At 59.7% G+C, this 24,271-nt stretch carries 27 protein-coding genes and 1 tRNA gene; 18 read left to right on the top strand and 10 right to left on the bottom strand.

Going from position 1 to position 24,271, the window contains the following annotated elements:
* A partial coding sequence (locus tag ACTG4B_RS09470) for a capsule biosynthesis protein (RefSeq protein ID WP_439155454.1) occupies nt 1–1,073 on the bottom strand: 1,073 nt, incomplete at its 3' end.
* A gap of 137 nt (nt 1,074–1,210) precedes the next feature.
* Here ACTG4B_RS09470 and ACTG4B_RS09465 point away from each other — a divergent pair.
* From ACTG4B_RS09465 to ACTG4B_RS09445, 5 genes are all read left to right on the top strand, one after another.
* Nucleotides 1,211–1,807 carry a riboflavin synthase gene (locus ACTG4B_RS09465; protein ID WP_439155453.1) on the top strand — a complete coding sequence of 199 codons (597 nt, stop codon included), beginning with the start codon at nt 1,211–1,213 and terminating at the stop codon, nt 1,805–1,807.
* A gap of 69 nt (nt 1,808–1,876) precedes the next feature.
* Nucleotides 1,877–3,007 carry a 3,4-dihydroxy-2-butanone-4-phosphate synthase gene (gene ribB / locus ACTG4B_RS09460; RefSeq protein ID WP_439155452.1) on the top strand — a complete coding sequence of 377 codons (1,131 nt, stop codon included), beginning with the start codon at nt 1,877–1,879 and terminating at the stop codon, nt 3,005–3,007.
* The gene (locus tag ACTG4B_RS09455) at nt 3,007–3,546 is read left to right on the top strand and encodes a 6,7-dimethyl-8-ribityllumazine synthase (RefSeq protein ID WP_439155451.1); all 540 of its coding nucleotides are present in this window, start codon (nt 3,007–3,009) and stop codon (nt 3,544–3,546) included. Before ribB ends, ACTG4B_RS09455 begins: the two co-directional genes overlap by 1 nt.
* Nucleotides 3,543–4,010, top strand: coding sequence for a transcription antitermination factor NusB (nusB, locus tag ACTG4B_RS09450; RefSeq protein WP_439155450.1), 468 nt, complete (start codon nt 3,543–3,545; stop codon nt 4,008–4,010). The genes ACTG4B_RS09455 and nusB overlap by 4 nt, the downstream gene beginning before the upstream one ends.
* A 24-nt stretch (nt 4,011–4,034) precedes the next feature.
* On the top strand, nt 4,035–4,355 hold the full coding sequence (locus ACTG4B_RS09445) for a hypothetical protein (protein ID WP_439155449.1): 321 nt from the start codon (nt 4,035–4,037) through the stop codon (nt 4,353–4,355).
* Between the two features lie 265 nt (nt 4,356–4,620).
* On the opposite strand, the gene ACTG4B_RS09440 is transcribed toward ACTG4B_RS09445, so the two are convergent.
* The gene (locus ACTG4B_RS09440; protein ID WP_439155448.1) at nt 4,621–4,767 is read right to left on the bottom strand and encodes a hypothetical protein; all 147 of its coding nucleotides are present in this window, start codon (nt 4,765–4,767) and stop codon (nt 4,621–4,623) included.
* Between the two features lie 318 nt (nt 4,768–5,085).
* Here ACTG4B_RS09440 and ACTG4B_RS09435 point away from each other — a divergent pair, with 318 nt between their 5' ends.
* The gene (locus ACTG4B_RS09435; protein WP_439155447.1) at nt 5,086–5,544 is read left to right on the top strand and encodes an MmcB family DNA repair protein; all 459 of its coding nucleotides are present in this window, start codon (nt 5,086–5,088) and stop codon (nt 5,542–5,544) included.
* Here ACTG4B_RS09435 and ACTG4B_RS09430 read toward each other — a convergent pair.
* On the bottom strand, nt 5,531–5,722 hold the full coding sequence (locus ACTG4B_RS09430) for a DUF6324 family protein (RefSeq protein WP_439155446.1): 192 nt from the start codon (nt 5,720–5,722) through the stop codon (nt 5,531–5,533). The two genes, ACTG4B_RS09435 and ACTG4B_RS09430, sit on opposite strands and share 14 nt — an antisense overlap.
* 128 nt (nt 5,723–5,850) lie before the next feature.
* On the opposite strand from ACTG4B_RS09430, the gene ACTG4B_RS09425 reads away from it, so the two are divergent.
* From ACTG4B_RS09425 to ACTG4B_RS09405, 5 genes are all read left to right on the top strand, one after another.
* Nucleotides 5,851–5,927: transfer RNA gene (locus tag ACTG4B_RS09425), tRNA-His, on the top strand.
* A 133-nt stretch (nt 5,928–6,060) separates the two neighbouring features.
* Nucleotides 6,061–7,089 (top strand): RluA family pseudouridine synthase, encoded by a 1,029-nt coding sequence (locus ACTG4B_RS09420; protein WP_439155445.1) that lies wholly within the window; start codon nt 6,061–6,063, stop codon nt 7,087–7,089.
* 163 nt (nt 7,090–7,252) lie between these two features.
* Complete coding sequence (gene rpoH, locus ACTG4B_RS09415) at nt 7,253–8,149, top strand: RNA polymerase sigma factor RpoH (protein WP_439155444.1); 897 nt, start codon at nt 7,253–7,255, stop codon at nt 8,147–8,149.
* A gap of 130 nt (nt 8,150–8,279) precedes the next feature.
* Complete coding sequence (locus ACTG4B_RS09410; RefSeq protein ID WP_439155443.1) at nt 8,280–9,257, top strand: Gfo/Idh/MocA family protein; 978 nt, start codon at nt 8,280–8,282, stop codon at nt 9,255–9,257.
* A gap of 9 nt (nt 9,258–9,266) precedes the next feature.
* A complete protein-coding gene (locus ACTG4B_RS09405) occupies nt 9,267–9,539 on the top strand; it encodes a DUF4389 domain-containing protein (protein WP_439155442.1) in 273 nt (90 codons plus the stop codon).
* Here the strand turns inward: ACTG4B_RS09405 and ACTG4B_RS09400 are convergent.
* The 5 genes from ACTG4B_RS09400 to ACTG4B_RS09380 form a co-directional block, all read right to left on the bottom strand.
* Nucleotides 9,536–11,353 carry a M3 family oligoendopeptidase gene (locus ACTG4B_RS09400; protein WP_439155441.1) on the bottom strand — a complete coding sequence of 606 codons (1,818 nt, stop codon included), beginning with the start codon at nt 11,351–11,353 and terminating at the stop codon, nt 9,536–9,538. The genes ACTG4B_RS09405 and ACTG4B_RS09400 overlap by 4 nt on opposite strands.
* Before the next feature lie 66 nt (nt 11,354–11,419).
* The gene (locus tag ACTG4B_RS09395; RefSeq protein ID WP_439155440.1) at nt 11,420–13,009 is read right to left on the bottom strand and encodes an ATP-dependent DNA ligase; all 1,590 of its coding nucleotides are present in this window, start codon (nt 13,007–13,009) and stop codon (nt 11,420–11,422) included.
* On the bottom strand, nt 13,006–14,019 hold the full coding sequence (locus ACTG4B_RS09390) for a ligase-associated DNA damage response exonuclease (protein ID WP_439155455.1): 1,014 nt from the start codon (nt 14,017–14,019) through the stop codon (nt 13,006–13,008). Before ACTG4B_RS09390 ends, ACTG4B_RS09395 begins: the two co-directional genes overlap by 4 nt.
* Nucleotides 14,020–14,105: 86 nt before the next feature.
* Complete coding sequence (locus ACTG4B_RS09385; protein WP_439155439.1) at nt 14,106–15,041, bottom strand: alpha/beta hydrolase; 936 nt, start codon at nt 15,039–15,041, stop codon at nt 14,106–14,108.
* Nucleotides 15,042–15,044: 3 nt separating this feature from the next.
* Nucleotides 15,045–15,335, bottom strand: a complete 291-nt coding sequence (locus ACTG4B_RS09380) for an SCP2 sterol-binding domain-containing protein (protein ID WP_439155438.1) — start codon at nt 15,333–15,335, stop codon at nt 15,045–15,047.
* A gap of 73 nt (nt 15,336–15,408) precedes the next feature.
* On the opposite strand from ACTG4B_RS09380, the gene ACTG4B_RS09375 reads away from it, so the two are divergent.
* The 6 genes from ACTG4B_RS09375 (at nt 15,409) to ACTG4B_RS09350 (ending at nt 20,876) form a co-directional block, all read left to right on the top strand.
* Nucleotides 15,409–15,969: a tetratricopeptide repeat protein gene (locus tag ACTG4B_RS09375; protein WP_439155437.1), complete on the top strand. Its 561-nt coding sequence runs from the start codon at nt 15,409–15,411 to the stop codon at nt 15,967–15,969.
* 26 nt (nt 15,970–15,995) lie between these two features.
* Entirely contained in the window at nt 15,996–18,800 is a 2,805-nt protein-coding gene (locus ACTG4B_RS09370) for a helicase-related protein (protein ID WP_439155436.1), read from the top strand.
* A complete protein-coding gene (locus ACTG4B_RS09365) occupies nt 18,797–19,183 on the top strand; it encodes an RNA-binding S4 domain-containing protein (protein WP_439155435.1) in 387 nt (128 codons plus the stop codon). The genes ACTG4B_RS09370 and ACTG4B_RS09365 overlap by 4 nt, the downstream gene beginning before the upstream one ends.
* A gap of 48 nt (nt 19,184–19,231) precedes the next feature.
* Nucleotides 19,232–19,567 (top strand): ferredoxin FdxA, encoded by a 336-nt coding sequence (gene fdxA, locus ACTG4B_RS09360; RefSeq protein ID WP_439155434.1) that lies wholly within the window; start codon nt 19,232–19,234, stop codon nt 19,565–19,567.
* A gap of 215 nt (nt 19,568–19,782) precedes the next feature.
* The gene (locus ACTG4B_RS09355; protein WP_439155433.1) at nt 19,783–20,289 is read left to right on the top strand and encodes a CarD family transcriptional regulator; all 507 of its coding nucleotides are present in this window, start codon (nt 19,783–19,785) and stop codon (nt 20,287–20,289) included.
* A gap of 158 nt (nt 20,290–20,447) precedes the next feature.
* Nucleotides 20,448–20,876, top strand: a complete 429-nt coding sequence (locus ACTG4B_RS09350) for a c-type cytochrome (RefSeq protein WP_439155432.1) — start codon at nt 20,448–20,450, stop codon at nt 20,874–20,876.
* A 98-nt stretch (nt 20,877–20,974) separates the two neighbouring features.
* On the opposite strand, the gene purD is transcribed toward ACTG4B_RS09350, so the two are convergent.
* Nucleotides 20,975–22,237, bottom strand: coding sequence for a phosphoribosylamine--glycine ligase (purD, locus tag ACTG4B_RS09345; RefSeq protein WP_439155431.1), 1,263 nt, complete (start codon nt 22,235–22,237; stop codon nt 20,975–20,977).
* Nucleotides 22,238–22,306: 69 nt separating this feature from the next.
* Between purD and xseA the strand changes: the two genes are divergently transcribed.
* A complete protein-coding gene (gene xseA, locus ACTG4B_RS09340; protein ID WP_439155430.1) occupies nt 22,307–23,800 on the top strand; it encodes an exodeoxyribonuclease VII large subunit in 1,494 nt (497 codons plus the stop codon).
* On the opposite strand, the gene ACTG4B_RS09335 is transcribed toward xseA, so the two are convergent.
* Nucleotides 23,801–24,202 carry a hypothetical protein gene (locus ACTG4B_RS09335; protein WP_439155429.1) on the bottom strand — a complete coding sequence of 134 codons (402 nt, stop codon included), beginning with the start codon at nt 24,200–24,202 and terminating at the stop codon, nt 23,801–23,803.
* Nucleotides 24,203–24,271 lie beyond the last annotated feature (69 nt).

The raw sequence follows: 24,271 nt of genomic DNA, 5'->3' as shown, positions 1-24,271 counted from the left end.
AAAAAGGCCGGCAGGGGTTGATCCGACACAAGTTCAGGCTTGTCATAGACAGCAGTGCCAAATGTTTTCAGCGGAATGCCACGCCATAACACCTGTTGACCGGCGGTGGAATTGACGGTGACGGCGCTGCGCGCATCGCCAAGAACCTGCGCCAGCTTGCCGCCGCGCAGATAGTGAACCCGGTCGGAAACGCCATACGCCTTTGCCTTTTTCGCGATGATCTGGCGCAGGGGTGACTGACCGTTATCCAGCGGATGCCCTTTGAACACCAGATGGTGATGACGCGGGGCGCCCTTGGCAAATCCGTCGATCACGATTTCCAGAAACGCGGCCATACTGGTAAAAGGCGAATGCACCTGAAAGCTGGCGTCATGCTCTAGCTGGAGAAGCGCCAGATGATAGGGATAACCACCCCGCCTGATCCGCCAGGTGGCCAGGCGACGGCCAAGCGCCTGAAACGGCATCAGCAGCAGTCGCTTGGTGTAAAGCCCTGCTTCTTGTCGGACGGGCAGGGCCCGGTGTCTTTGAAAATAGGGATATCGCTGGTTTCGGAACATCACGAACCAATGATATAGCGCGCCATAAAAAATATGTTGTCGCATGTCGCCCCAATGCGAGGGCGGCGTCGGTATGTCACTGGCTGACCGTGCCAGCCGATTGGCCATATCCGTGATGGATAAATCCATCAATTGCGAATGTCCGTTGCTGCCGCCATGTTCGTATGTGACCCAATAGGGGCGCATATAGCCTTCCTCGAACACATGCACCCGCAACCCCGCCGCACGTGCCTGGCGCACCGCCTCTGCATGGATCGGGCGGGTGTCGCCATAAAGCACGATATCAGTGATATTCTGGTCCCGCAGCAGGTTCGCTAATGTGCGGGGCCAGTCGGCCAGTGGCCCGGCAAAAGGGATATAGCCAGGATCGCCCCACCAAAAGGCCGCATCGCCGGCGTTGAACCCGACCCGACAGACCGTGGCCCCCGTCTTGCGCAGCATACGTCCCAATTGGCGCAGGAACGGTCCGTGCGGGCCTTGCAGAAACAGGAAGTGTCGTGTCGTGCCGGAGGTCATGGCGCCTGTGTCGCTGATATGTATTCATGATCCATTAACGCTTATCTGTGGCGTGATTGCGGCGGGGCTGCAAGCCTGATGTCTTGCCGGGGCGGGTGCAAGCGACTAGGTCAGGGTGAAAGCGAAAGGAAGCCGCAATGTTCACAGGAATTGTCACGGATATCGGCCATGTGCTGGAACTGGAGCAGCGCGGCGATCTGCGCGCACGGATCGGCACCGGGTATGATGTGGGCGGAATCGACATTGGCGCGTCGATCGCGTGTGACGGGGTCTGCCTGACAGTGGTGGCGCTGGGGCGCGACCCGCAGAACTGGTTTGATGTGGAAATTTCCGCTGAAACGGTTGGGGCCACCAACGTAGGCGGCTGGGCCGTTGGCAAGCGGCTGAACCTTGAACGCGCTTTGAAGGTCGGCGACGAACTGGGCGGGCATATCGTGTCGGGCCATGTGGATGGCGTGGCCCGGGTGATCGCGGTGACAGATCAGGGCGACAGCACCCGTGTGACCTTTCGCGCGCCCCCGGAACTGGCAAAATTCATTGCGCCCAAGGGGTCTGTCGCGCTCAACGGCACATCGCTGACCGTGAACGAGGTGGACGGGCGCGATTTCGGGATCAATTTCATTCCCCACACCAAAACGGCGACCACATGGGGCGACGTGGCGGTCGGCGATCTGATCAACCTCGAGATTGACACGATGGCCCGCTATGTCGCCCGGCTGCGCGACTATGGCTGACGTGCGCGCACCCTTTCCAAATCGCGGGCGCTGGGCTATCTGGCGTGCAACATCTGATCGGGGGCTGCCATGAACCAGACATTCGAAACACCGGGACCGGTCGAGCTGGATTGGTCCGACGCCATCAGCAAGACCGAAGACATCATCGAAGACGCCCGGAACGGGCGGATGTTCATCCTTGTCGATCACGAGGACCGCGAAAACGAAGGCGATCTGGTGATCCCTGCGCAGATGGCCACGCCGGATGCGATCAATTTCATGGCCAAGTATGGGCGCGGGCTGATTTGTCTGTCGCTGACCGGTGTGCGGATCGACGCGCTGGGGTTGCCACTCATGGCCTCGCACAACTCGTCCCGACACGAAACGGCGTTCACCGTCAGCATTGAAGCCCGCGAAGGTGTCAGCACAGGCATTTCCGCCGCCGACCGTGCGCTGACCGTGGCGACCGCGATTGATAGTTCCAAGGGCGCAGTTGATATCGCGACCCCGGGCCATGTGTTCCCGCTGCGCGCACGCGACGGTGGCGTGCTGGTGCGGGCCGGCCATACAGAAGCGGCAGTCGATATTGCCCGGCTGGCAGGTTTGAACCCGTCAGGTGTGATCTGCGAGATCATGAAGGAAGACGGCGAAATGGCCCGCCTGCCGGACCTGATCGCCTTTGCACAGTTGCACGGGCTGAAAATCGGCACGATCAGCGACCTCATCGCCTATCGCCGCCGCCACGACAATCTGGTGCGCGTCCGCGAGACCAGCACGATCCAGTCCGAATTCGGCGGTGAATGGGAACTGCGGATTTATACCGATGAAACACAAGGGGCCGAACATATCGCCCTGATCAAGGGCGACATCACGACGCCGGAACCGGTGCTGGTGCGGATGCACGCGCTGGACCCGATGCTGGATGTGGTTGGCGTTGGCCCGCGCGGGCGGCGCGACGAATTCGGCGACGCGATGAAACTGATCGCCGCCGAAGGACGCGGCGCGCTGGTGCTGCTGCGCGATGTGCATATGGAACTGCACACCAGTGAAGGTGCCTCGCCCCAGACGCTGCGGCAATACGGGCTGGGCGCGCAAATCCTGTCGTCGCTGGGCCTGCATGAAATCGAACTGCTGACCAATTCGCCCCGCCCAAAGGTCGTGGGCCTTGATGCTTACGGTCTGGAAATCGTCGGCACGCGCAAAATCTCGGAGATCGGATAATGGCCGGACCCTCGCACCACATCATGTCGCTGCCGGAATTCGACAAGCCGGTGAAACTGCTGATTGTGGCATCGCCCTATTACAAGGACATCAGCGACCATCAGGTCGCGGGCGCGAAGGCGGAAATCGAAAAGGCAGGGGCGACGCACGACATGGTGCATGTGCCCGGCGCGCTGGAAATCCCCACCGCCATCGGCATCGCCGAACGGATGGGTAATTTTGACGGTTATGTCGCGCTTGGCTGTGTGATCCGGGGCGAGACGACGCATTACGACACGGTCTGCAACGACAGTTCCCGCGCGGTCCAGCTGCTGGGCTTGCAGGGGCTATGCATTGGCAACGGGATTCTGACGGTCGAAAATTACGAACAGGCCGCGGTGCGCGCCGATCCTGACCAGATGAACAAAGGTGGCGGCGCGGCGGCTGCGGCCTTGCACCTGATCGCGCTGGCCCGTAAGTGGGGCAACGCTGACAAAGGGGTCGGTTTCACACGGGAAATCCTGCTGGCCGGAAAACCGGACAGCGCACAAAAAGCATGACAATTTCAAACAACCAACGCCGCAAGATGAAATCCGCTGCCCGGCTTTATGCCGTGCAGGCGCTGTTTCAGATGGAAGCATCAAACCAGACCGTTGATGCGATCATTTCCGAATTCGAGAATCACCGGTTCGGTGAGGTTTTCGAAGACGGCGAAATGGTCGAAGGCGATATCGAGACCTTTCGTCTGTTGATGGAAAAGGCTGTTGATAACCAGGCCGCGATCGACCAGATGACCGACCGTGCACTGGTTGCCAAATGGCCAATCGGGCGCATTGATCCCACATGGCGCGCGTTGTTCCGGGCCGCCGGGGCCGAACTGATCCACAAACAGACCCCGCCCAAGGTGGTCATCAGCGAATTCGTTGCCGTGGCCGAGGCGTTTTCACATGATGGCAAGGAACCCAAGTTCGTGAACGCCGTTCTGGACCATATGGCGCGCGCAGCCCAGCCTGAGGCATTCTAGCACCTTTGCTTGACGGACTGTCGGGTGTATTATCTTCCTATGGCGACATTAACTGAACCAAACCTGATGCGGCTTTACCTACGCCATTGCGTGGTTGGTTTCGGGCTTTCTGCGTTGTTTGTCGGGCTGCTGTTATGGTTCGATATCGGCCATCTGGGGCGGCTGATCGCAGGATCAGATATTGGCCTTCTGGCGGTCTTTTTGTTGTGGTTTTTCCACGGAACGGTATTTGGCAGTGTCCAATTCGCCGTGATGGTCATGCTCAAGACTGACAAAGACAACGATGACACCGATCAGGGAACGCTTGTGCCCGCCGCCGTGCGGGCTGGCTCTGGCCGCATATGATAGCCGCTGTGCTGCAAGGTGCGGCTGCCTGCCAAGGGTATCATGGTAAGGTGGCGGGAACCACGGCGACCGTAAAGGTAACTAACCCCGAGGACCTGTTTATACAGGTGGGCGCCAGGTAATCAGACCAGGGCCTGAACAGAGCCAGCTCCCTCGGATTTGCTTAAGGCCACTGGATTTGTACCTTATAGCTACGAGAAGCGCAGAAACCCGCCACCCCATCAGGTAGGCCGCGACGTGCGGCAGAGCAAGTGGTCAGGAGAGTTTATTCTTCCACGTCGCCCCGAAAAAGCCAGCCGTTCGGCCCGACCATGTCGATCGGCGCAAAAGCAAGAAGCGCCCGTTCGGCCACAGCTATGGTGACAAGTGCCATGCAAACTTCGAAAAAGGTGATGTTGACCAAAAATGACATGTGGCGGCTCCTCGTTAACGTTGGGTATCTTTCTTGACGTTAAACCCGACGAAATCGTGACGTTTAGGTGTTTTTCGATAAAGCTTTGCCTGTGCCCGCGCCTTAATCGGGTCACATTATCCGATAATTTCCGAGGCGTTTCACGGGCTTTGTGAACCTTAAGCATTGATATAAAATGGTAAATTTCAAATTACGAGCGGCCGCGCAAATGTGGCGCAACCGTTGCCGGACCCCGCAGCGAGAATGATTATGTCTGGACAGAATCATTGCAGATCACATCATGCTTGACGATGTTTCCGTTTTGTTCATATTTGGATCATGTCCCACGATCCTGTCTTTCAGCCGTTGATGCCGGGCCAGTTACTGGCCCGTGGCGTCAGCCGGCATCTGCGCGGCCATGATTTTGTTAGTGTCGAGGAGCTGGTGCCTGCCAGCGGACTGCGCGTCGATGTGATGGCACTGGGCCCGAAAGGCGAAATCTGGATCGTGGAATGCAAATCAAGCCGTGCCGATTTTCAAGCCGATCAGAAATGGCAGGGTTATCTGGAATGGTGTGACCGGTTTTTCTGGGCCGTGGGCAATGATTTTCCGTCCGAATTATTGCCTGCCGAAACCGGTCTGATGCTGGCCGACGGCTATGACGCCGAAATCATTCGGATGGGCCGCGAGATGCGCCTGTCACCGGCCCGCCGCAAGGTCATGGTGCAGAAATTCGCGCGTCATGCGGCAATAAGGGCGCAGGCGGCGCGCGATCCGGGGTTTGTCAGCGCTTTTTGACAGCGCGGGCGGCCATGGCGGCAGCCTTTATTTCTTCGGCGATTTCCTCGGCTTCTTCGGGTTCGAAATCCATTGGGATTTCAACATCCCCGGCTTCGACAAATATCCGCACCATGCCAAGATCGGTTGGCCCGATCTGCATATTCGCCTCGATGTCGCGTTCGTTGTTGATCCCCATGACGGTCCCCTTGATATCTGCTGTTTTCCCTAGCCCGAGGTTGTGTGGACTTGCAAGGCTCGTAGCGGGCCCAAATGACGGATGAGGTCTTGCAATCAAACGACGGGCCCGCTAAGTCCCCCACCAGTGCCGCCTTAGCTCAGTTGGTTAGAGCGCTTGATTGTGGATCAAGAGGTCCCTGGTTCGAGACCAGGAGGTGGTACCACTTTCAAATTTTTGCGGAATTTGAAAGCGTATGGGGCACCCTTTGTTCAGCATTGCGTGCCGGTCGCCTGCGTGTTCTGTCAGGAGCCTCCGGCGGGAGTATTTCAGGCAAGATGATGAAGCGGGACCCGATCATGATTTCACATATCGCATTCGAGATTGATACAAGCCCGCCGCCGCGTCTGGACAAGGCGCTAGGACGTGATGTGCCCGAAGATGCCGCACTCAGCCGATCGCGACTGGCGCGGTTGATTGCTGATGGCGCTGTGACGGTCGATGGCACTGTTGTGACCGACCCCCGTTTTCGCATTGCCGCAGGTGCGCGGGTTGTCGTGACCCTGCATGAAGCAGAGGAAAGCCACATCGGCGGTGAAGACATTCCGCTGGAGGTGGTTTTCGAAGATGACGATCTGATCGTTGTGAACAAACCCGCAGGCATGGTGGTGCATCCGGCCCCCGGCACGCCGGGTGGCACATTGGTGAATGCATTGATCCATCATTGCGGTGACACGCTGTCTGGCGTGGGCGGGATGAAACGCCCCGGCATCGTGCACCGGATCGACAAGGAAACGACCGGCTTGCTGGTCGCCGCGAAAACCGACCGTGCGCATCATCATCTGGCAGACCAGTTTGCGGCCCATACCGTCGAACGGCGCTATCTGGCGATTTGCTATGGTGTGCCGGATGCCAATGACCCCCGATTGAGGGGGATCAAGGGCACATCATTCGAATCGGGCAATATTCTGAAGGTGCAGACCCTGTTGGGGCGGCACAAGACGGACCGGCAGCGGCAAGCGGTATCATTCACAAACGGACGCCATGCCGTGACGCGTAGCCGGATTTTGGACCCTTTGGGTCATCCGCCCTGTGCCGCATTGATCGAATGCTGGCTGGAAACCGGGCGGACCCACCAGATCAGGGTGCATATGGCCCATTGCGGTCATGCCCTGATCGGGGATCCGGTCTATGGCGGGCGACGCAAGTTGTCGCCCAAGGTGGTGGGCGAGGCTGGTGTCACAGCAACGGCCGGGTTTGCGCGTCAGGCGCTTCATGCGGCGACGCTGGGGTTTGAACACCCGGTTTCGGGCGCGTTCATGCAGTTCGAGGCCGAAATGCCGATCGATATGTGCGGATTGCTGCGCGCTCTTGGTGGGAAGGGCTGAAATATTAAATCGCATGTGCGTGAGCGCACGGAAATGTGCCTCGCATTACTAAACTGATGAGTTCATATTTGGTTTACGAAATTCGCATAGCCCTCCCTTGAATGGTTGGGAGTGCGTCACCATATCGATGTTAAGCCTTTAAACATAATGGAGGGCAACGACAGTGAGCAACTTGAAGAATCTCCCGGCTCCGACGCCGGAGGGCGGGTTGAACCGCTATATGCAGGAAATCCGCAAGTTCCCGATGCTGGAACCCGAAGAAGAATACATGCTGGCCAAGCGCTGGGTCGATCACGAAGACACAGAAGCCGCGCATAAAATGGTCACATCGCATCTGCGACTGGCCGCAAAAATCGCGATGGGTTATCGCGGTTATGGTCTGCCGCAGGCCGAGGTGATTTCAGAAGCCAACGTTGGCCTGATGCAGGCGGTCAAGCGGTTCGACCCCGAAAAGGGGTTCCGTCTGGCGACCTACGCCATGTGGTGGATCCGTGCGTCGATCCAAGAATATATCCTGCGGTCGTGGTCGCTGGTGAAACTGGGCACGACGAGCGCGCAAAAGAAGCTGTTTTTCAACCTGCGCAAGGCGAAATCCCGCATCGGCGCGCTGGAAGATGGCGACTTGCGCCCCGAAAATGTCCAACGGATCGCGACCGATCTGGGCGTCACCGAAGACGAGGTGATTTCCATGAACCGGCGCCTGTCGGGTGGTGATGCATCCCTGAACGCACAGGTGGGTGCCGATGGCGAAGGGTCCATGCAATGGCAAGACTGGCTGGAGGACGAAAGCGCCAACACCGCCGCGGATTACGAGGAACATGATGAGCTTGACGCCCGCCGCGAATTGCTGGCCGAAGCGATGTCAGTGCTGAATGATCGCGAAAAGGATATTCTGGTGCAACGCCGTCTGGCCGAGGAAACGGTGACGCTGGAAGACCTGAGCGGCCAGTATGACGTCAGCCGCGAACGGATCCGCCAGATTGAAGTGCGCGCCTTTGAAAAGCTGCAAACGCGGATGCAGGAACTGGCCAAGGAAAAGGGCATGCTGGAAACGGCCTGATCCATCGCCAGCGTTTGAAATGATATCCCCGTCGGAGCCTCCGGCGGGGATATTTTTTTCGACAAAGAAGCGGTGGTGCTTTCCCTTCCAGTGATGTTGGCGCTAACATGCTGCTGAAAGGGAGTATGACATGACACCGATCCGTTGGGGCGTTCTGGGCGCCGCAAATTTTGCAAAAGAGCATATGGCCCCGGCCATTCATGCGGCGAAAGGGGCCGAATTGGTGGCCCTTGCCACATCCGACCGGGCCAAGGCGCAGGGGTTTCTGGATTTTGCACCGGCGATGCGGGTGCATGACAGCTATGATGCGCTATTGGCCGACCCGGATATTGATGCGGTTTATGTCCCGCTGCCCAATCACCTGCATGTGGAATGGACGATCAAGGCGTTGGAGGCAGGCAAGCATGTGCTGTGCGAAAAGCCGATCGCGCTGAGGGCGGACCAGTTCGATGCGCTGATCGCGGCGCGCGACAAGGCGGGGTTGCTGGCGGCCGAGGCGTTCATGATCGTGCATCATCCGCAGTTTATCCGTGCCCGCGAACTGGTGCAGGGGGGCGCGATTGGCCGGCTCTGCCATGTGGACGCCACGTTCACCTATAACAACGTCGGCGCGGTTCAAAACATTCGCAACCGGCCCGAAACAGGCGGCGGCGGGTTGCCGGATATCGGGGTCTATACCTTTGGTTCGGCCCGGTTCGTGACGGGGCAGGACCCGGTTGCGGTGCCTTATGCCAGTCTGACCTATGAAAACGGGGTCGATGTGATTGCCCGCATCGCAGCGGATTTCCCTGATTTTACCTATTCCGCGCTGGTGTCCATGCGGATGCAGCCACGCCAGCAGATCACCTTTCACGGCGATACCGGCGTGCTGCGCCTGACCTGTCCTTATAATGCAAACCTGTTTGATGTGGCGGAACTGACGCTGGATACCGGCGCCCACACCGTCGTGTCCGAGCGTTGGCCCGCTGCGAACCATTATATCTTGCAGGTTGAAAAGTTCTGCAAATCCGTGCGTGATGGCGTAGCCTACCCGTGCCCGCTGGAGTTTTCACGCGGCACACAAGAGATGATGGATATGGTCTTTGCGGCCGGTGGTCCCGACAACTAGGAGAGAGCAATGGCAGACGAACATGATACGCCGGCGGACTACGAAAACATCTGGTTGCGGTTGGTCCATATGATCATCATTGCAGTGCTGATGAGCATGGCCAGCACGCTGTTGGGTGTCATGACCGTCGCGCAATTCGTGATCATGCTGGTCAACAAGCGCGAGCCGAACGACAATCTGGCAGAATTCGGAACGACGATGGGGGTCTGGATGGCCAAGGCTGCCCGCTATCAGACCGCAGCAAGCGAGGTAAAGCCCTGGCCATGGACAGAGTTGGATTAATCCTCCATCGCTTCCAATTCGTCGATGAAGCCTTCGATCATCGACAACCCCTTGTCCCAGAATTTCGGGTCGGATGCATCAAGGCCGAAGGGGGCCAGCAGTTCCTTGTGGTGCTTTGATCCGCCCGCGCGCAGCATGTCGAAATACTTGGCGCGGAAATCGGGCTCACCTTCTTCGTAGACCGCGTAGAGTGCGTTCACCAACCCGTCGCCGAATGCATAGGCGTAGACGTAGAAGGGCGAGTGCACGAAATGCGGGATATAGGCCCAGAAGGTTTCATATCCGGGCGCGAAATCGAACACCTCGCCCAGTGATTCCGCCTGCACCGACATCCAGAGCGCGTTGATGTCGTCGGGGGTCAGTTCACCCTCGGCACGGGCTGCGTGCAGTTTGCACTCAAAGTCATAGAACGCGATCTGGCGGACGACCGTGTTGATCATATCCTCGACCTTGCCGGCCAGCAGGACCTTGCGTTCCTCTTGTGTCTTGGCGTTTTCCAGCAGCTTGCGGAAGGTCAGCATTTCCCCGAACACCGATGCCGTTTCTGCCAGTGTCAGCGGCGTCGATGACAGCAATTCGCCCTGTTCGGCGGCCAGCACCTGATGCACCCCGTGGCCCAGTTCATGCGCCAGCGTCATTACATCACGCGGTTTGCCCAGATAGTTCAGCATCACATAAGGATGCACCGGCGTGACCGTGGGATGGGCGAATGCGCCGGGTGCCTTGCCCGGTTTGACGCCTGCGTCAATCCAGCCTTCGGTAAAGAACGGCTTGGCGATTTCGGCCATTTCGGGGTCGAATTCGGCATAAGCTGTCATGACCATGTCTTGCGCCTCGTCCCAGTTGACGGTGCGGGTGATTTCCATCGGCAGGGGCGCGTTGCGATCCCAGACCTGCATCCGGTCAAGGCCCAGCCATTTGGCTTTCAACGCGTAATAGCGGTGCGACAGGCGCGGATAGGCGGCGACCACGGCGTTGCGCAGCGCCTCGACCACCTCGGGTTCGACATGGTTGGCCAGATGGCGCGCGGTCTGGGGCGTGGGCATCTTGCGCCAGCGATCCTCGATTTCCTTTTCCTTGGCCAGCGTGTTGTGGACCCGGGAAAACAGTTTGATCCTGTCCTGAAACACGGCGGCCAGCGCATGTGTCGCGGCCTCGCGCGTGGCGCGGTCCTGTTCGGTCAGCAGGTTCAGCGTGGATTCAAGGCTGAGCGTCTCGCCATTCACGTCGAATTCCAGCCCCGCCATCGTTTCATCGAACAGGCGGTTCCATGCGGCAGCCCCCACAGTGGATTGGTCGTGCAGGAATTTTTCCAGCTCGTCGGACAGCTGATAAGGTTTCATCGCGCGCATCCGGTCGAACACGGGTTTATAGCGCGCAAGCTCTGCATTTTCGGCCAGAAGCCCGGCAAGATGGTCATCGTCCAGCCGGTTGAATTCCAGCCCGTAGAATACCAGCGGTGTGGTGAATACGGTGACCTTGTCCTGACAATCGGCGATGAATTTGCCGCGCTCGCTGTCGGTGGTGATCTGGTAATAGCGCAGACCGGCAAACGACATGATGCGCCCTGCGATCACGTCGATCTGTTCATAGCGCTGCACGGCCTTTAGCAGGCCAGCGGCATCAAGGCTGGCCAGTCTTCCTTCATAGGATTTCGCGAAATCCGCGCATTCTGTTTCCAGCCAGGCCATGTCGCGGGTCAGTTCGGGCGCGTCGGGGCTGGCATAAAGGTCGGTCAGGTCCCATTCGGGTAGATTGCCAAGGTCTTTGCCCCCGCTGGTGTTGGCATCGAATACGGGCTTTGGAAACGGCATATGTGAACCTCTGACTGTGTGTTTGGCTTAACATAGGTGCGCGGTGGCACGGTGGAAAGGTCCGTATCAGCCGTAAGTGGCCAGCATGTCCTGTAAATCCGCCAGCGTATTCGCCTCGGACACCGGTTTGTCGCGTCGCCACCGCAGCATGCGGGGAAACCGCAGGGCAAGGCCGGATTTATGCCGGGGGCTGGACTGGATGCCTTCGAACGCAATTTCGAACACATGGGTGGGCGGCACCTGCCGGACGGGACCGAATTTTTGCAGCGTGTTCTTGCGGACCCATGCGGTGATTTCGCGAAATTCGGCGTCGCTAAGCCCGGAATACGCCTTGGTGAAGGGCACCAGAGCGTCGCCGTCAAGCACCGCGAATGTATAGTCGGTGAACAGGTTTGCCCGCCGCCCGTGCCCGGCCTGCGCATAGATCATCACCGCGTCCACGGTCAGCGGGTCGATTTTCCATTTCCACCAGTCGCCGCGCTTGCGCCCCGCCAGATAGGGGCTGTCGCGTCGTTTCAGCATCAGCCCTTCGGCGTTCAGGTCACGCGACTGGTCGCGCGCGGCGGACAGATCATCCCACGTTGCAAAGGGCACATCGGGCGACAGGCGGATCGGCGCGGCAGCGGGGGCCTGGGTTGTCAGTGTTTCCAGATGTGCGCGCCGTGTGGCAAGCGGTTGATCGCGAATGTCCGTGCCGTCCAATTCCAGCAGATCATAGGCCATCAGAATCACCGGTGTCTCTGCCAGCAGTTTTTTCGGCACGGTTTTGCGCCCGATCCGTTTTTGCAGCGCATTGAATGACAACGGGCTTTCATTGGCAAAGGCAAGAATTTCCCCGTCGATCACCGTGCCGTCGGGCAGATAATCGCGCAGTTGTGCGAGTTCGGGGAAACGGTCCGTCATCAGATCCTCGCCGCGTGACCACAGGTGGTGTTCGCCGCCGCGGATGATCAACTGCCCCCTAATGCCATCCCATTTGCGTTCCGCGTTCCAGTGGGCAGGGTCACCCAGATCGCCGAAATCATCCAGTTGATAGGCCAGATAGAACGGATAAGGGCGCGACAGGTCAGCGGTGGGATCGTCTGCTTCTATCAACTGGGCCCATGTCGTCGTGTCGGGCGTCCAGTTGCCCATCAGCTTGTGGGTCAGGTCCGGTTCCGGCTGGCCGGTGGCCTGCGCAAGCGCGCGGGTGATCAATTTCGCGCTGACCCCGATGCGAAAACCGCCTGTCAGCAGCTTGGTGAACAAAAACCGTTCGGTCGCGGGCAGGCGGTTCCATGCACGCAGGATGCCTGCCTTGCGGGCGTCATCGTCCAGCATGGAAAGGTCGCGGATATAGCTGATCCAATGGGTCAGGCTTTCGTCGCTGGTGTCTTGCGGTTCGGGCAGCACCAGCGCGATGGTTTCAGCCAGATCGCCGACAATTCCGTAGGATTCCTCAAACAGCCAATCGGGCAGGGTGGCGACCTCTGCCGCCCAAGCGCGCAGTTTCGTGGCCGTGATGGTGCGTTTCGGCCTGCGCCCGGTGAACAGCGCGATGGTCCACAGCCGATCCGTTTCGGGTGCGGCGCAGAAATAATCCGCCAATGCGGCGGTCTTGACGGATGTCTTCGTTGTTTCGTCAATCCGGGTAAAAAGGGCGGCGAAGTCTTTCACGCTGCGTCCTCTTCTGAATGGTCAAGGTTTTCGCCCTGATAATCGGTGCTGACCACATGCGCGTCATAGCCCTGACCGGTCAGCCAGCGCTGGAAACTGCCGGTATAGCCGTGGGTGACGAACACCCTGCTGGCACCTGTGGCGCCAATGGCATCGTTCAGCCCGTCCCAATCGGCGTGGTCGGACACGATGAACCCGCGATCCGCCGCCCGCCTGCGGCGCACACCCCGCAGCGCCATCCAGCCGCTGGCAAATGCGGTCGATGCGGGGCCGAACCGCCGCGCCCATGTGGTGCCAAGCGCGCTGGGCGTTGCCAGCACCAGCGCACCGGGGTGATCCTTGTGCACGGTGTCGCGGGTCACGCGGATGGTGCGGGGCAGCGTGATACCCTGCGCACGCAGCACGTCGTTGGTGTTTTCAATCGCCCCGTGGGTCAGGATCGGGCCGATGGCGGGGTCAACAGTCGCCAGCAGGCGCTGTGCCTTGCCCAAGGCATAGGCCCCAAGGATCGATGTGCGCCCGGCGGCGGCATTGGCGGCCCACCAGTCGTTGATCTGGGATGCCAGCACATCCTGCGGGGTCCATTTGAAAATGGGCAGGCCAAAGGTGCATTCGGTGATGAAGGCATGGCATTTGACCGGTTCGAACGGTTCGGACAGGCCATCGGCGATCGTCTTGTAGTCCCCCGATACGACCCAGACCTGCCCGCCAACCGCGACCCTTATTTGCGCCGATCCGGGCACGTGACCTGCGGGGTGGAACGATACGCGCGCGCCCCCGATCTGGCGGACCTCGCCATAGCGGATCGTATCCAGCCGGATCGCGCCCAGCCGGTGCCGCATGACCGGGGCTGTGCCGGTGGTGGATAGATAGGCGCCCATGCCGGGGCGGGCGTGGTCGCTGTGGGCGTGGGTGATCAGAGCGCGATCCACGGGACGCCAGGGATCGATGTAAAAATCACCCGCAGGACAATAGATGCCACGATCGGTGAAGGTCAGGATGTCTTTCATGACAGGCAATATAGTGTGCTGTCATGAAACGTCATGGGGCGTGTCAGCCCCCCGATGTCTGCCCGCAAGGTGAATCCTGATCTGCCCTACCTGTGCGCCTCGAAATGGGCCGCCGTGTCATCAAAGACCGCTGCGCGCAGGGCCGGTCTGTCCATCATCATTTCGTGACGACCCTCGGGGATGAAACGCAACTGCCCCCCGGGCCAATCCGCCATGCGTTTGCGGATGCGAAGGGGATCGACGATGCTTTCCTTGCCCCCCAGATAGGTCAGGCAGGGCATATCGGGCGACGGCTGCCGGGACAGCTGCTGCATTTCACGCAGCGCCATGTTCAGCCAGCGCAACGACGGGCCGCCAAGGCCCAATTCGGGGCGCGCGCGCAGTTGGCCACGCATGGCGTCGAACATCTCTTCATCATTGGTCAGCGGATTGATTTCAAAACGATCCCGCAACAGGAACGATTCGGCACTTTGGCCGGGGGCCAGGGTCTGATCGAACCCCAGTCGTTTCGATATCTCGGACAACCCCCATGCAAAGGGGCGAACGGCCCCCGACATCTGTATCCCCCACATCGGGGCTGAAAACATCGCGGCATTCACTGTTAGCCCCTGCATGAGCGACCGCAGCCCGATGCACCCGCCCATCGAGTGGGCCATCAGGAACCAGGGTTTTGGCAGATCCAGAACCTGGATATGATCCAGCAGGGCGGACACATCATTTTGATAATCCGTAAAATGGCCCACATGCCCGACACCGCGATTGGCGATCATCCGGTCAGCCAGACCTTGTCCGCGCCAGTCGATTGCGACACAGGCATAGCCGCGGTCCCGCAAGGCCGCAGCGGTATCGCCATATTTCTCGATAAATTCGGTGCGACCGGGAAAGATGATGGCAGTGCCCTTGGCGCTGGCCAACGGCCAATGGCCGACGCGGATGCGCAGACCGTCGCAGGTTTTCAGCCAATGCGCCGCGCCCCCTGAGGGGCCGTTCGCGATATCATCGAAAAAAGGCGCATTTTCCATGGCTTAGGACAGAACGCCAGACAGTTTCATGGCTTGCCCCATATCGCCATCCACACTCAACTTGCCGGTCATGAAGGCGGTGGTGGGGTTCAGTTCGCCATCCAGAATCGCCTTGAAGGTTTCTGTGCTGGCGGTCAGGGACACATCGGTATCTTCGTCGCCGGCACGGGCACCATCGGCGTCGATGATGATCGCACCTTCGCCTTCGATCACGAATTTTGCGGTGCCGTCAAAGCCGGCCCCGTTCATCTTTGCGTTCAGGGCGGCAACAGCTTCGGTGATGACTTCGCTCATGTTTTTTGTCCTCTTGTAAATGATGTGGCGGCCGACCTCTGGCGCTGACCGCGCAATACGCTACATTTGTAATATGAATATGCTGACACATCGCTTCAAACATATCGTTACGGCACTTTTGCTTGCAGTGGGGTTATCCCTACCTGCCGCTGCGCAAGAGGCCACGCTTGATGAACTTTATCAAGACCTGCAGGAGGCTGACGCCACGACATATCAGCGCGTGCAGGACCGTATCATCGCGGCGTGGGAAAAGAGCGGATCACCCGCGATGGACCTGCTGCTGCGCCGCGGGCAGGATGCCTTGGAAGAGGGTGCGCCGGATGTTGCGGCGGAACATTTTTCGGCCCTCGTAGATCATGCGCCCAACTTTGCCGCAGGCTATTTTGGCCGGGCATCGGCCTATTACCTGTTGGGGCTGGTCGGTCCGGCGCTGGAAGATTTGCGCACCGTCTTGCGATTGAACCCCCGGCATTTCGAGGCGATGCGCAGTTTGGCCACCATCATGGAAGAACAGGACCGGCCCGACGATGCCGCGGCACTTTACCAGATGATCCTTGAAATCAATCCACAGTCAACCGACATTCAGGCCGAGATTGATCGTTTGGAATTGCAGCTGGAAGGTCAGGCACTTTAGTCCCTGGCCCCGTCGCGGGGAAGAAAATGATACCGTCACGGATCACGGCTGTGCTTGGCCCGACGAATACGGGCAAGACCCATTATGCCATTGAACGGATGCTGTCCTATCGGACTGGCGTGATCGGCCTGCCGCTGCGCCTGCTTGCGCGCGAAGTTTATGACCGGATCGTCGCCAAAAGGGGCCCCGGTGTCGTCGCGCTTGTCACGGGCGAGGAACGGATCGTGCCACCGCGCGCCGCCTATTGGGTATGCACCGTCGAGGCGATGCCAGAGGGCATGGGCTGCGATTTTCTGGCTGTCGATGAAATCCAGCTTTGCGCTGATCCCGAACGGGGGCATGTGTTCACCGACCGGCTGTTGAATGCGCGCGGGCTGCATGAAACCCTGTTTCTGGGGGCCGAAACGATGCGCGGCGCGATCGCGGCGCAGGTGTCCGGCGTGCAGTTCATGCATCGCGCACGGATGTCCGAGCTGAGCTATTCGGGATCAAAAAAGATCAGCCGCATGCCTGCACGTGCTGCAATCGTGGGGTTTTCGGTTGAAAACGTCTATGCTATCGCCGAACTGCTGCGCCGGACCAAGGGGGGGGCTGCCGTGGTCATGGGGGCGCTGTCGCCCCGCACGCGCAATGCGCAGGTCGAAATGTATCAGAACGGCGATGTGGATTATCTGGTGGCGACAGACGCCATCGGGATGGGGCTGAACCTTGATATTTCCCATGTCGCCTTTTCGTCATTGGTCAAATTCGACGGGCGCCGGATGCGGTACCTGCAACCACAGGAACTGGCGCAGATCGCAGGGCGTGCCGGGCGGTATAAGGAAAACGGAACATTTGGCGTAACCGGCGAGGCGCCACCACTGGATGACGCTGTCGCGCAGGCGATTTGTGACCATCAGTTTCAGCCGGTGTCGAAATTGCAGTGGCGCAATGGGCGGCTGCAGTTCGGGTCGGTCAAACGGTTGCTTGCCACGCTGGAGGAACAGACGAACGATCAATGGCTGACGCGGGTCCGCGAAAGCGATGATCTTTCTGCGCTCAAGGCGTTGTCCGCCGATGCAGAGGTTGCGGCGCGCGCCACGGATGGTCCGTCGGTCAAGCTGCTATGGGATGTCTGCCGAATCCCTGATTTCCGTGGAATCAGCCACGGTGAACATGTCAGCCTGCTGACGCAGATTTACAATGATCTGCATCAATTCGGGCATGTCTCTGCCAATTGGTTCGGGTTACAGGTGCGACGGATTGACCGCACCGATGGCGATATTGATACGCTGTCAAAACGTCTGGCATACATCCGTACGTGGACTTATGTTGCGCAGCGCAAGGGATGGTTGATTGACGAAAATCATTGGCGTGACGAAACCCGCGCTGTAGAAGACCGACTATCAGACGCGCTGCATGGCGCGCTAACACAAAGATTTGTGGACCGGCGGACCAGTATCCTGCTTCGCCGGCTCAAACAGAAGGAGAGCCTTTTGGCTGACGTGAACGAAAAAGGTGAAGTGACCGTAGAAGGCGAATTCGTCGGACGGTTGGAAGGGTTCCGGTTCCGCATGGACAAGGCAGGCAGCCCGGATGAGGCCAAGACATTGCGTCAGGCCAGTGTGCAGGCGCTGGTGCCGCAGTTTCATCTGCTGGCGGACCGGTTCTATAACGCTCCCGACCCTGAGATTGATTTCACCGAACAGGGTGGCTTGATGTGGGGCGATCAGGCGGTGGGCAAACTTGTCGCCGGGGCCGATCCTTTCAAACCGCAGGTCGTGGCGTTTGTCGATGACGAGGCGGGGCCGGATGTCACCGCCAAGGTCCAGCGCCGTTTGCAGCATTTCATCGACCGCAAGGTTGCGGCCGGCTTTGAACCGCTACTGGCATTGAAAAACGACGAAACCCTGACGGGTGCCGCCAAAGGCTTTGCCTACCGGATGGCCGAAGGGTTCGGTATTATCCCGCGTGGCGAAGTCGCCGACGAGGTCAAGGCGCTGGATCAGGATGCGCGCGGCGCGCTGCGCAAGCATGGCGTGCGCTTTGGGCAGTTCACCGTGTTCATGCCGCTGTTGCTAAAGCCCGCGCCAACGCGCCTGCGGCTGGTGCTGTGGTCGCTGACCAAAGGATTGGATGAATTCCCCGAAAGCCCGCCGCCCGGTCTGGTGACCGTGCCGGCGGCCAGGGATGCGATATCGGGTTACTATGCCATGGCGGGCTATCGCGCTGCTGGCGAACGTGCCATCCGCATCGACATGCTTGAACGGTTGGCCGACATGCTGCGCGATCGCGACAGCCGCGGCGGTTTCGAGGCAAACGCTGACATGCTGTCGATTACCGGCATGACGCTGGACCAGTTCGCCGATCTGATGACAGGTCTGGGCTATAAGGCCGAAAAAGGCGAACGCGAAAAGATCAAGGCGGGGCGGCCACCGGAACAGGTGCCGGATGCGCCGCAGGAAATGCCCGACGACACACCGGCAGAAACACCAGACGATGCACCCGCCGAAACACCAGCCGATGCACCGCAGGAATTGCCGGTAGATCCGCCATCCGAGGCACCCGCCGATGCGCCACAGGAAATACCTGTCGATCCACCCGGGTCCGACGCACCAGAAATGGAGGCGTTCTATACCTTTACCTGGGGCGGGCGCGCACCACGGCAGGCCCGTCCGCAAGGTGACCGGCCCCGCGCCAAGGGTAAACCGGCTGGCAAGCCCAAGGGGCGCGGCAAGCCACAGGGCGGTGGCGACAAACCGCAGACCTTTGCGGCCAAACCCAAGCGGGAAAAGCAGATTGACCCCGATAACCCCTTTGCCGCTGCGCTGGCCGGGTTCAACAAGGGTTGACCGACACGCGGCCTACAATCCGGCTTGATAAGTGGCTGTGGCAGGCGCGGTTTTTCAAATCGCGCAGCCTTGCCGCCGGAGTTGTCAGCGCAGGCAAGGTGCGTGTGGATGGCACGCCGGTCAGTAAACCGGCACGCGTGGTGGGGCCGGGTAACGTTTTGACCTTTGTGCAGGCGCAAGACACCAAGGTCGTGCGAATCCTGGACTGCGGCGACCGGCGCGGACCTGCCCCCGAGGCGCAGGCGCTTTACGAAGATCTGTCGCCCGTGGTGGAACGCCGTCCCTATAATCCCGGTGGCGACAGAAAAGGTCGCCCGACAAAAAAGGATCGCCGGGATATGTTGACGCATCGGGCCGCTGGCGACCCATTCGACCTTGAATGACGCGGGCGTCTATTCTAGCTAGGCGGGTGACAAAATCCGGATGCTAACATGACCTATATCGTCAACGACAATTGTATTGCCTGCAAATATACCGACTGCGTCGAGGTGTGCCCCGTGGATTGCTTCTACGAGGGGGAAAACATGCTGGTGATCCATCCTGACGAATGTATCGACTGCGGCGTTTGCGAACCCGAATGCCCCGCCGATGCGATCCGCCCGGATACTGAACCGGATATGGAAAAATGGGTTGAATTCAACCGCAAGTATTCCGAAATGTGGCCTGTGATCATCACCAAGAAAGATCCGCTTCCGACGGCCGACGACATGGACGGCAAGGAAGGCAAGCTGGAACTGTTTTCCGAAGCCCCCGGCGAAGGTGGGTGATTCGCGGCGATTCGTGATGCTAACAGGCTGATATAATTAGGTTTCATCCTGCTGTTACATCGCGCTTCCTGAAATACCATTTTTATGGTATAAGTACGCAAATGCTGCGAACAAGTTGATCCATCTCAATGCGCGATGCAATCCGGCGGAGGCTTTACAGGTCACCGGCGGTTTTTTTGTCGCGATTTCAGGTGGTTCATGATGAAAGGAAGATCATGAGCAAGAAGAAAAACGATTTCAGCCCGAACGAGTTTGTCGTCTACCCCGCCCACGGCGTCGGCAAGATCGTATCGATAGAAAAGCAGGAAGTTGCCGGTTTCGAACTGGAACTTTTCGTCATCGCCTTTGAAAAGGACAAGATGACCCTGCGTGTGCCGACCCACAAGGCGACAGACGTGGGCATGCGCGCGCTGGCGACACCTGATGTTGTGTCCCATGCGATGAAGACGCTCAAGGGCAAGGCCAAGGTCAAAAAGGCGATGTGGTCGCGCCGGGCGCAAGAGTATGAGCAAAAGATCAACTCGGGTGACCTGATTGCGATTGCAGAAGTCGTGCGCGACCTGCACCGCCAGGACGACCAACGCGAGCAGAGCTATTCCGAACGCCAGCTTTACGAGGCCGCGCTGGAGCGTCTGACCCGCGAGATCGCTGCTGTTGCCGGCAACGATGAAAACGCGGCTGCCGCCGAGATTGACTCTGTCTTGGTTGGCCGCGCCGCCTGAACCGGCTGCTTGATGAAACGCAAAAGCCGCGCCTGACCGGGCGCGGTTTTTGCGTTTTCTGGTGGCTGTAACGCGACCTGTCATTGACTGGCGTTAATGCGCCGCTTGATGCCCGCGCTATGCTCGGACCCTGTTCAATACAACATGGCGAGGTCACTATGCGTGCGATGTTTCCGGCGATCATCCTGTCGATGGGTTTTGGCGTGTCAGCGACGGCACCACATGCGCAGGATATGACTCTTGGAGAGTTTGAGTATCAAAACAGTTGTGCGGCCTGTCACGGCCCCGCAGGCAAGGGCAACGGCCCTGTTACCGACTTTCTGTCAGGGGCGGTGCCGTCCGACCTGACGCAACTACAAAAGAATAACGGCGGCGTGTTTCCGGTGCAGATGGTCTATGAAGCCATCGCAGGCGGTGCAGATGCCAGCGCCCATGGCACCCGCGATATGCCGATCTGGGGCAATCGGTTTCGCCAAAGGGTGACGGAATCCGCAGATGGTTATTTTTCACCAATGGCGACCGAACGCTATGTGAATTCCCGGATTCTTGCGCTGACCGAATATCTGGCCAGCATTCAGGAAAACTAGCGCGTTTTGACATTGTCTTTTGTCACAATTCGCTGCCTCTCTCTGGTGGGCGAACGCGATTTGTGATGCGCGATGTCCCAAGTTGACGTCGAAACGCTTTAAAGCGCGCGCCAGCCGATGTCGGACCGATAAAACCCGTCCGGCCAGTCGATCATTTGCGCCATGGCATAGGCCCTTTCGTGGGCATCGGCGAGCGTGTCCCCCCGTGCGGTCACGCTCAAGACGCGCCCGCCGTTTGCGGTGATCTGGCCGTCGGTTGCAGCGGTGCCCGCGTGAAATACCATGTGAAAACTGTCCTCTGGCTGGGTGTCCAACCCACCGATGACTGTGCCTTTGGCATAGGGGCCGGGGTATCCTTTGGCCGCCATCACGATGGTCAGTGCATGGTCATTGGCCCAGTTCACCTGCATATCATCCAGTCTTTCTTCGGCGCAGGCCAGCAGCAGGTCAAGGATCTGCCCCCCCAACCGCATCATCAGACACTGGCATTCCGGATCGCCAAAGCGGACGTTATATTCCACCAGTCGCGGCTGGCCGTTCTGGATCATCAGCCCGCAAAACAGCACACCCTGAAACGGCGTGCCGCGTTTGGCCATTTCGTCCATCGTGGGGCGGATGATCTGGTCCAGCGCCTTTTGTGTGATCTCTTCGGTCATCACGGGGGCAGGGGAATAGGCCCCCATGCCGCCGGTGTTCGGCCCGGTATCGCCGTCAAAGGCGCGTTTATGATCCTGTGCGCTGCCCACGGGAAGGATCGTCTTGCCATCGCATAGCACAAAGAATGATGCCTCTTCGCCCTCCATGAATTCTTCGATCACAACCTCGGCGCCTGCATCGCCGAAGCTGCCGTCGAACATATCGTCGATCGCGGCCAGCGCCTCTGCCTCGGTCATGGCGACGATCACACCCTTGCCTGCGGCCAGTCCGTCGGCCTTGACCACAATGGGGGCACCTTGGGCGCGGATATAGGCACGCGCGGCGTCCGCATCGGTGAAATGGGCATAGGCGGCGGTCGGCGCACCTGCGGCATCACAAACCGCCTTGGTAAAGGATTTGGAGGCTTCAAGCTGGGCGGCGTCCTGGCCGGGCCCGAATACCGAAAGACCTGCGGCGCGCAGCCGGTCAGCCACACCCGCAGCCAGCGGCGCCTCTGGCCCGATGATGACAAAGTCGATGGCGTTTTCTTCGGCAAATGTGGCGACGGCCCCGCCATCAAGGATATTGATATCCGCACAATCGGCAAGGGCGGCGATACCCGCATTCCCCGGTGCCACGATCAGCCGGTCGCATTTGGGGTTCTGCTTGACCGCCCATGCAAGGCTGTGTTCGCGCCCGCCGCTGCCCAGAATAAGGATGTTCATGGCGCTCTCCACTTGGCCTTTGTCTGATGGCGTTCTAAGGTTGCATAGCCACGATCACAAGAGTAGCTGATGGACCTTTTTGACGATCCCGCCCCCGTCGATAATACGCCGGAATTTTCCGTGTCCGAGATTTCTGGCGCCGTGAAAAAGGCCATCGAAGGGGGGTTTTCCCATGTCCGCGTCCGTGGTGAAGTCGGACGGGTATCACGCCCCGGTTCCGGCCATATATATCTGGACCTCAAGGATGATCGCGCGGTTCTCGCGGGCGTCATCTGGAAGGGCCGCGCGCAGGGGCTGGCGCACAGGCCCGAAGAAGGGATGGAGGTCATCGCCACCGGCAAGCTGACGACCTTTCCCGGGCAATCGAAATATCAGATGGTAATCGAGGACATCGTTCCTGCCGGGGCCGGTGCCCTGATGGCGATGCTGGAGGCGCGCAAGAAAGCACTGGCGGCTGAAGGTCTGTTCGCGCCCGAACGCAAGAAACCACTGCCCTATCTGCCAGAGATCATCGGGGTGATCACATCGCCATCCGGTGCGGTGATCCGCGACATTCTGCACCGCCTGCGCGACCGTTTCCCGCGCAAGGTGCTGGTCTGGCCAGTGGCGGTGCAAGGCCAGAAATGTGCGCCCGATGTTGCGGCGGCCATTGCCGGGTTCAACCGGCTGACCCCCGGCGGTGCCCTGCCACGGCCCGATCTGCTGATTGTTGCGCGCGGTGGCGGGTCGCTCGAGGACCTGTGGGGTTTTAACGAAGAAATCGTCGCGCGGGCGGCGGCTGCATCGGATATTCCGCTGATTTCAGCGGTCGGGCACGAAACCGACACCACGCTGATTGATTTCGTGGCGGATATGCGCGCGCCGACACCCACGGCGGCGGCGGAACTGGCTGTGCCGGTGCGGATGGAGTTGCTGGGCTGGGTGGACCAGCAAGGTTCGCGTTTGCGGCGTGCCCTGTCCGTCGGTGTGCAACAGCGCCAGCAACGACTGCGCGATCTGGGCCGCGCTTTACCGCAAGTGGAAACACTGGTCGAAGGCCCGCGCCAGCGGCTGGATTTTCTGGCTGACCGGCTGCCCAATGCGCTGCGCAACGCAGCCGCCCAAAAGCGGTTGCAGATGTCCGAGGCCGCCTTGCGCCCCGGTATCCTGACACGCAAACTGGCCGAGGACGGCAGGCGGCTTGACAGTCTGGGCAACCGGCTGGTCCCTGCCTTGCAACGCCGGTCGCGGGACGCCACGCAGCAATTGGAAGGGGCGTGCCGCGGGCTGCGCGCTGCGGTGCTGCAGGATAGGGTGTCGCGAAACCGCGACAGGCTGGATGGCGTGGTGCGGCGGTTGGCCGACAGGGCGTCGCGCCAGCAGGCGGAACGGTTGGCGCGTCTTGTCGCACTCGACCGGCTGCGTGAAACGCTTGGCTACGTCGAAACGCTCAGGCGGGGATATGCGGTGGTGCGGGGCGATGGCGCGGTGGTCACAGGGCTTGCCGCGGCGAATGCGGCCAGCACGCTCGAAATCGAATTTGCGGATGGCAGGTTGCCGGTGGTCAGGGGTGACCGGGCCTGATCAAGACGACAGATCATTGCAGACCAGGGCATCGTCGCGGGCCTGATCCTCGAAAATAACGGTATAGGGCGGATCGGTTGTATAGACGCCGCGCAATCCGCCCGGTTCGTCATACATGCGCCAGCACTTGTGTTCCGGGTCGCCTTCGTAGCGGAAACATATATCGCCCTTGCTTTCGAACCAGACGCCATATTGGCAGATCCCGTCAAAGGTGGACCACATCACGCGCCGCCCCGCAAGATAGCGTTCAATCCCGAAATTCGGATTGTCGGGCGTGCGAAAGGTGATGGTGCGCCCGGTGACATGCGCCTCAAATTCAGCGGCAGTCATCGTGTCCTGTGCCGGGGCCGGTGTGGCCTGCAACAGCATCAGGGTGGCAAGGGTAACGGTCTGTGTCGACATTCTCATGTTTCGCATGGATAGCATGGGTTTCCTGTTGGGTCATGATGAATTGCAAAAGGATGCGCAATG

It is taken from the genome of Yoonia sp. (assembly GCF_965660735.1).
In the GTDB taxonomy this organism is placed as follows: domain Bacteria; phylum Pseudomonadota; class Alphaproteobacteria; order Rhodobacterales; family Rhodobacteraceae; genus Yoonia.
This window is presented reverse-complemented; position numbering and strand designations above follow the sequence as displayed.

Excerpts from the sequence above, each read along its gene's own strand:
- ACTG4B_RS09435 (WP_439155447.1), top strand. The coding sequence starts at position 5,086 with ATGTCCCACGATCCTGTCTTTCAGCCGTTGATGCCGGGCCAGTTACTG.
- ACTG4B_RS09355 (WP_439155433.1), top strand. The coding sequence starts at position 19,783 with ATGAGCAAGAAGAAAAACGATTTCAGCCCGAACGAGTTTGTCGTCTAC.
- purD (WP_439155431.1), bottom strand. The coding sequence starts at position 22,237 with ATGAACATCCTTATTCTGGGCAGCGGCGGGCGCGAACACAGCCTTGCA.
- ACTG4B_RS09370 (WP_439155436.1), top strand. The coding sequence starts at position 15,996 with ATGATACCGTCACGGATCACGGCTGTGCTTGGCCCGACGAATACGGGC.
- nusB (WP_439155450.1), top strand. The coding sequence starts at position 3,543 with ATGACAATTTCAAACAACCAACGCCGCAAGATGAAATCCGCTGCCCGG.
- ACTG4B_RS09385 (WP_439155439.1), bottom strand. The coding sequence starts at position 15,041 with ATGGAAAATGCGCCTTTTTTCGATGATATCGCGAACGGCCCCTCAGGG.
- ACTG4B_RS09440 (WP_439155448.1), bottom strand. The coding sequence starts at position 4,767 with ATGTCATTTTTGGTCAACATCACCTTTTTCGAAGTTTGCATGGCACTT.
- ACTG4B_RS09335 (WP_439155429.1), bottom strand. The coding sequence starts at position 24,202 with ATGTCGACACAGACCGTTACCCTTGCCACCCTGATGCTGTTGCAGGCC.
- ACTG4B_RS09380 (WP_439155438.1), bottom strand. The coding sequence starts at position 15,335 with ATGAGCGAAGTCATCACCGAAGCTGTTGCCGCCCTGAACGCAAAGATG.
- xseA (WP_439155430.1), top strand. The coding sequence starts at position 22,307 with ATGGACCTTTTTGACGATCCCGCCCCCGTCGATAATACGCCGGAATTT.
- ACTG4B_RS09375 (WP_439155437.1), top strand. The coding sequence starts at position 15,409 with ATGAATATGCTGACACATCGCTTCAAACATATCGTTACGGCACTTTTG.
- ACTG4B_RS09400 (WP_439155441.1), bottom strand. The coding sequence starts at position 11,353 with ATGCCGTTTCCAAAGCCCGTATTCGATGCCAACACCAGCGGGGGCAAA.
- ribB (WP_439155452.1), top strand. The coding sequence starts at position 1,877 with ATGAACCAGACATTCGAAACACCGGGACCGGTCGAGCTGGATTGGTCC.
- ACTG4B_RS09455 (WP_439155451.1), top strand. The coding sequence starts at position 3,007 with ATGGCCGGACCCTCGCACCACATCATGTCGCTGCCGGAATTCGACAAG.
- ACTG4B_RS09430 (WP_439155446.1), bottom strand. The coding sequence starts at position 5,722 with ATGGGGATCAACAACGAACGCGACATCGAGGCGAATATGCAGATCGGG.
- ACTG4B_RS09410 (WP_439155443.1), top strand. The coding sequence starts at position 8,280 with ATGACACCGATCCGTTGGGGCGTTCTGGGCGCCGCAAATTTTGCAAAA.
- ACTG4B_RS09350 (WP_439155432.1), top strand. The coding sequence starts at position 20,448 with ATGCGTGCGATGTTTCCGGCGATCATCCTGTCGATGGGTTTTGGCGTG.
- ACTG4B_RS09420 (WP_439155445.1), top strand. The coding sequence starts at position 6,061 with ATGATTTCACATATCGCATTCGAGATTGATACAAGCCCGCCGCCGCGT.
- ACTG4B_RS09390 (WP_439155455.1), bottom strand. The coding sequence starts at position 14,019 with ATGAAAGACATCCTGACCTTCACCGATCGTGGCATCTATTGTCCTGCG.
- ACTG4B_RS09465 (WP_439155453.1), top strand. The coding sequence starts at position 1,211 with ATGTTCACAGGAATTGTCACGGATATCGGCCATGTGCTGGAACTGGAG.
- ACTG4B_RS09405 (WP_439155442.1), top strand. The coding sequence starts at position 9,267 with ATGGCAGACGAACATGATACGCCGGCGGACTACGAAAACATCTGGTTG.
- fdxA (WP_439155434.1), top strand. The coding sequence starts at position 19,232 with ATGACCTATATCGTCAACGACAATTGTATTGCCTGCAAATATACCGAC.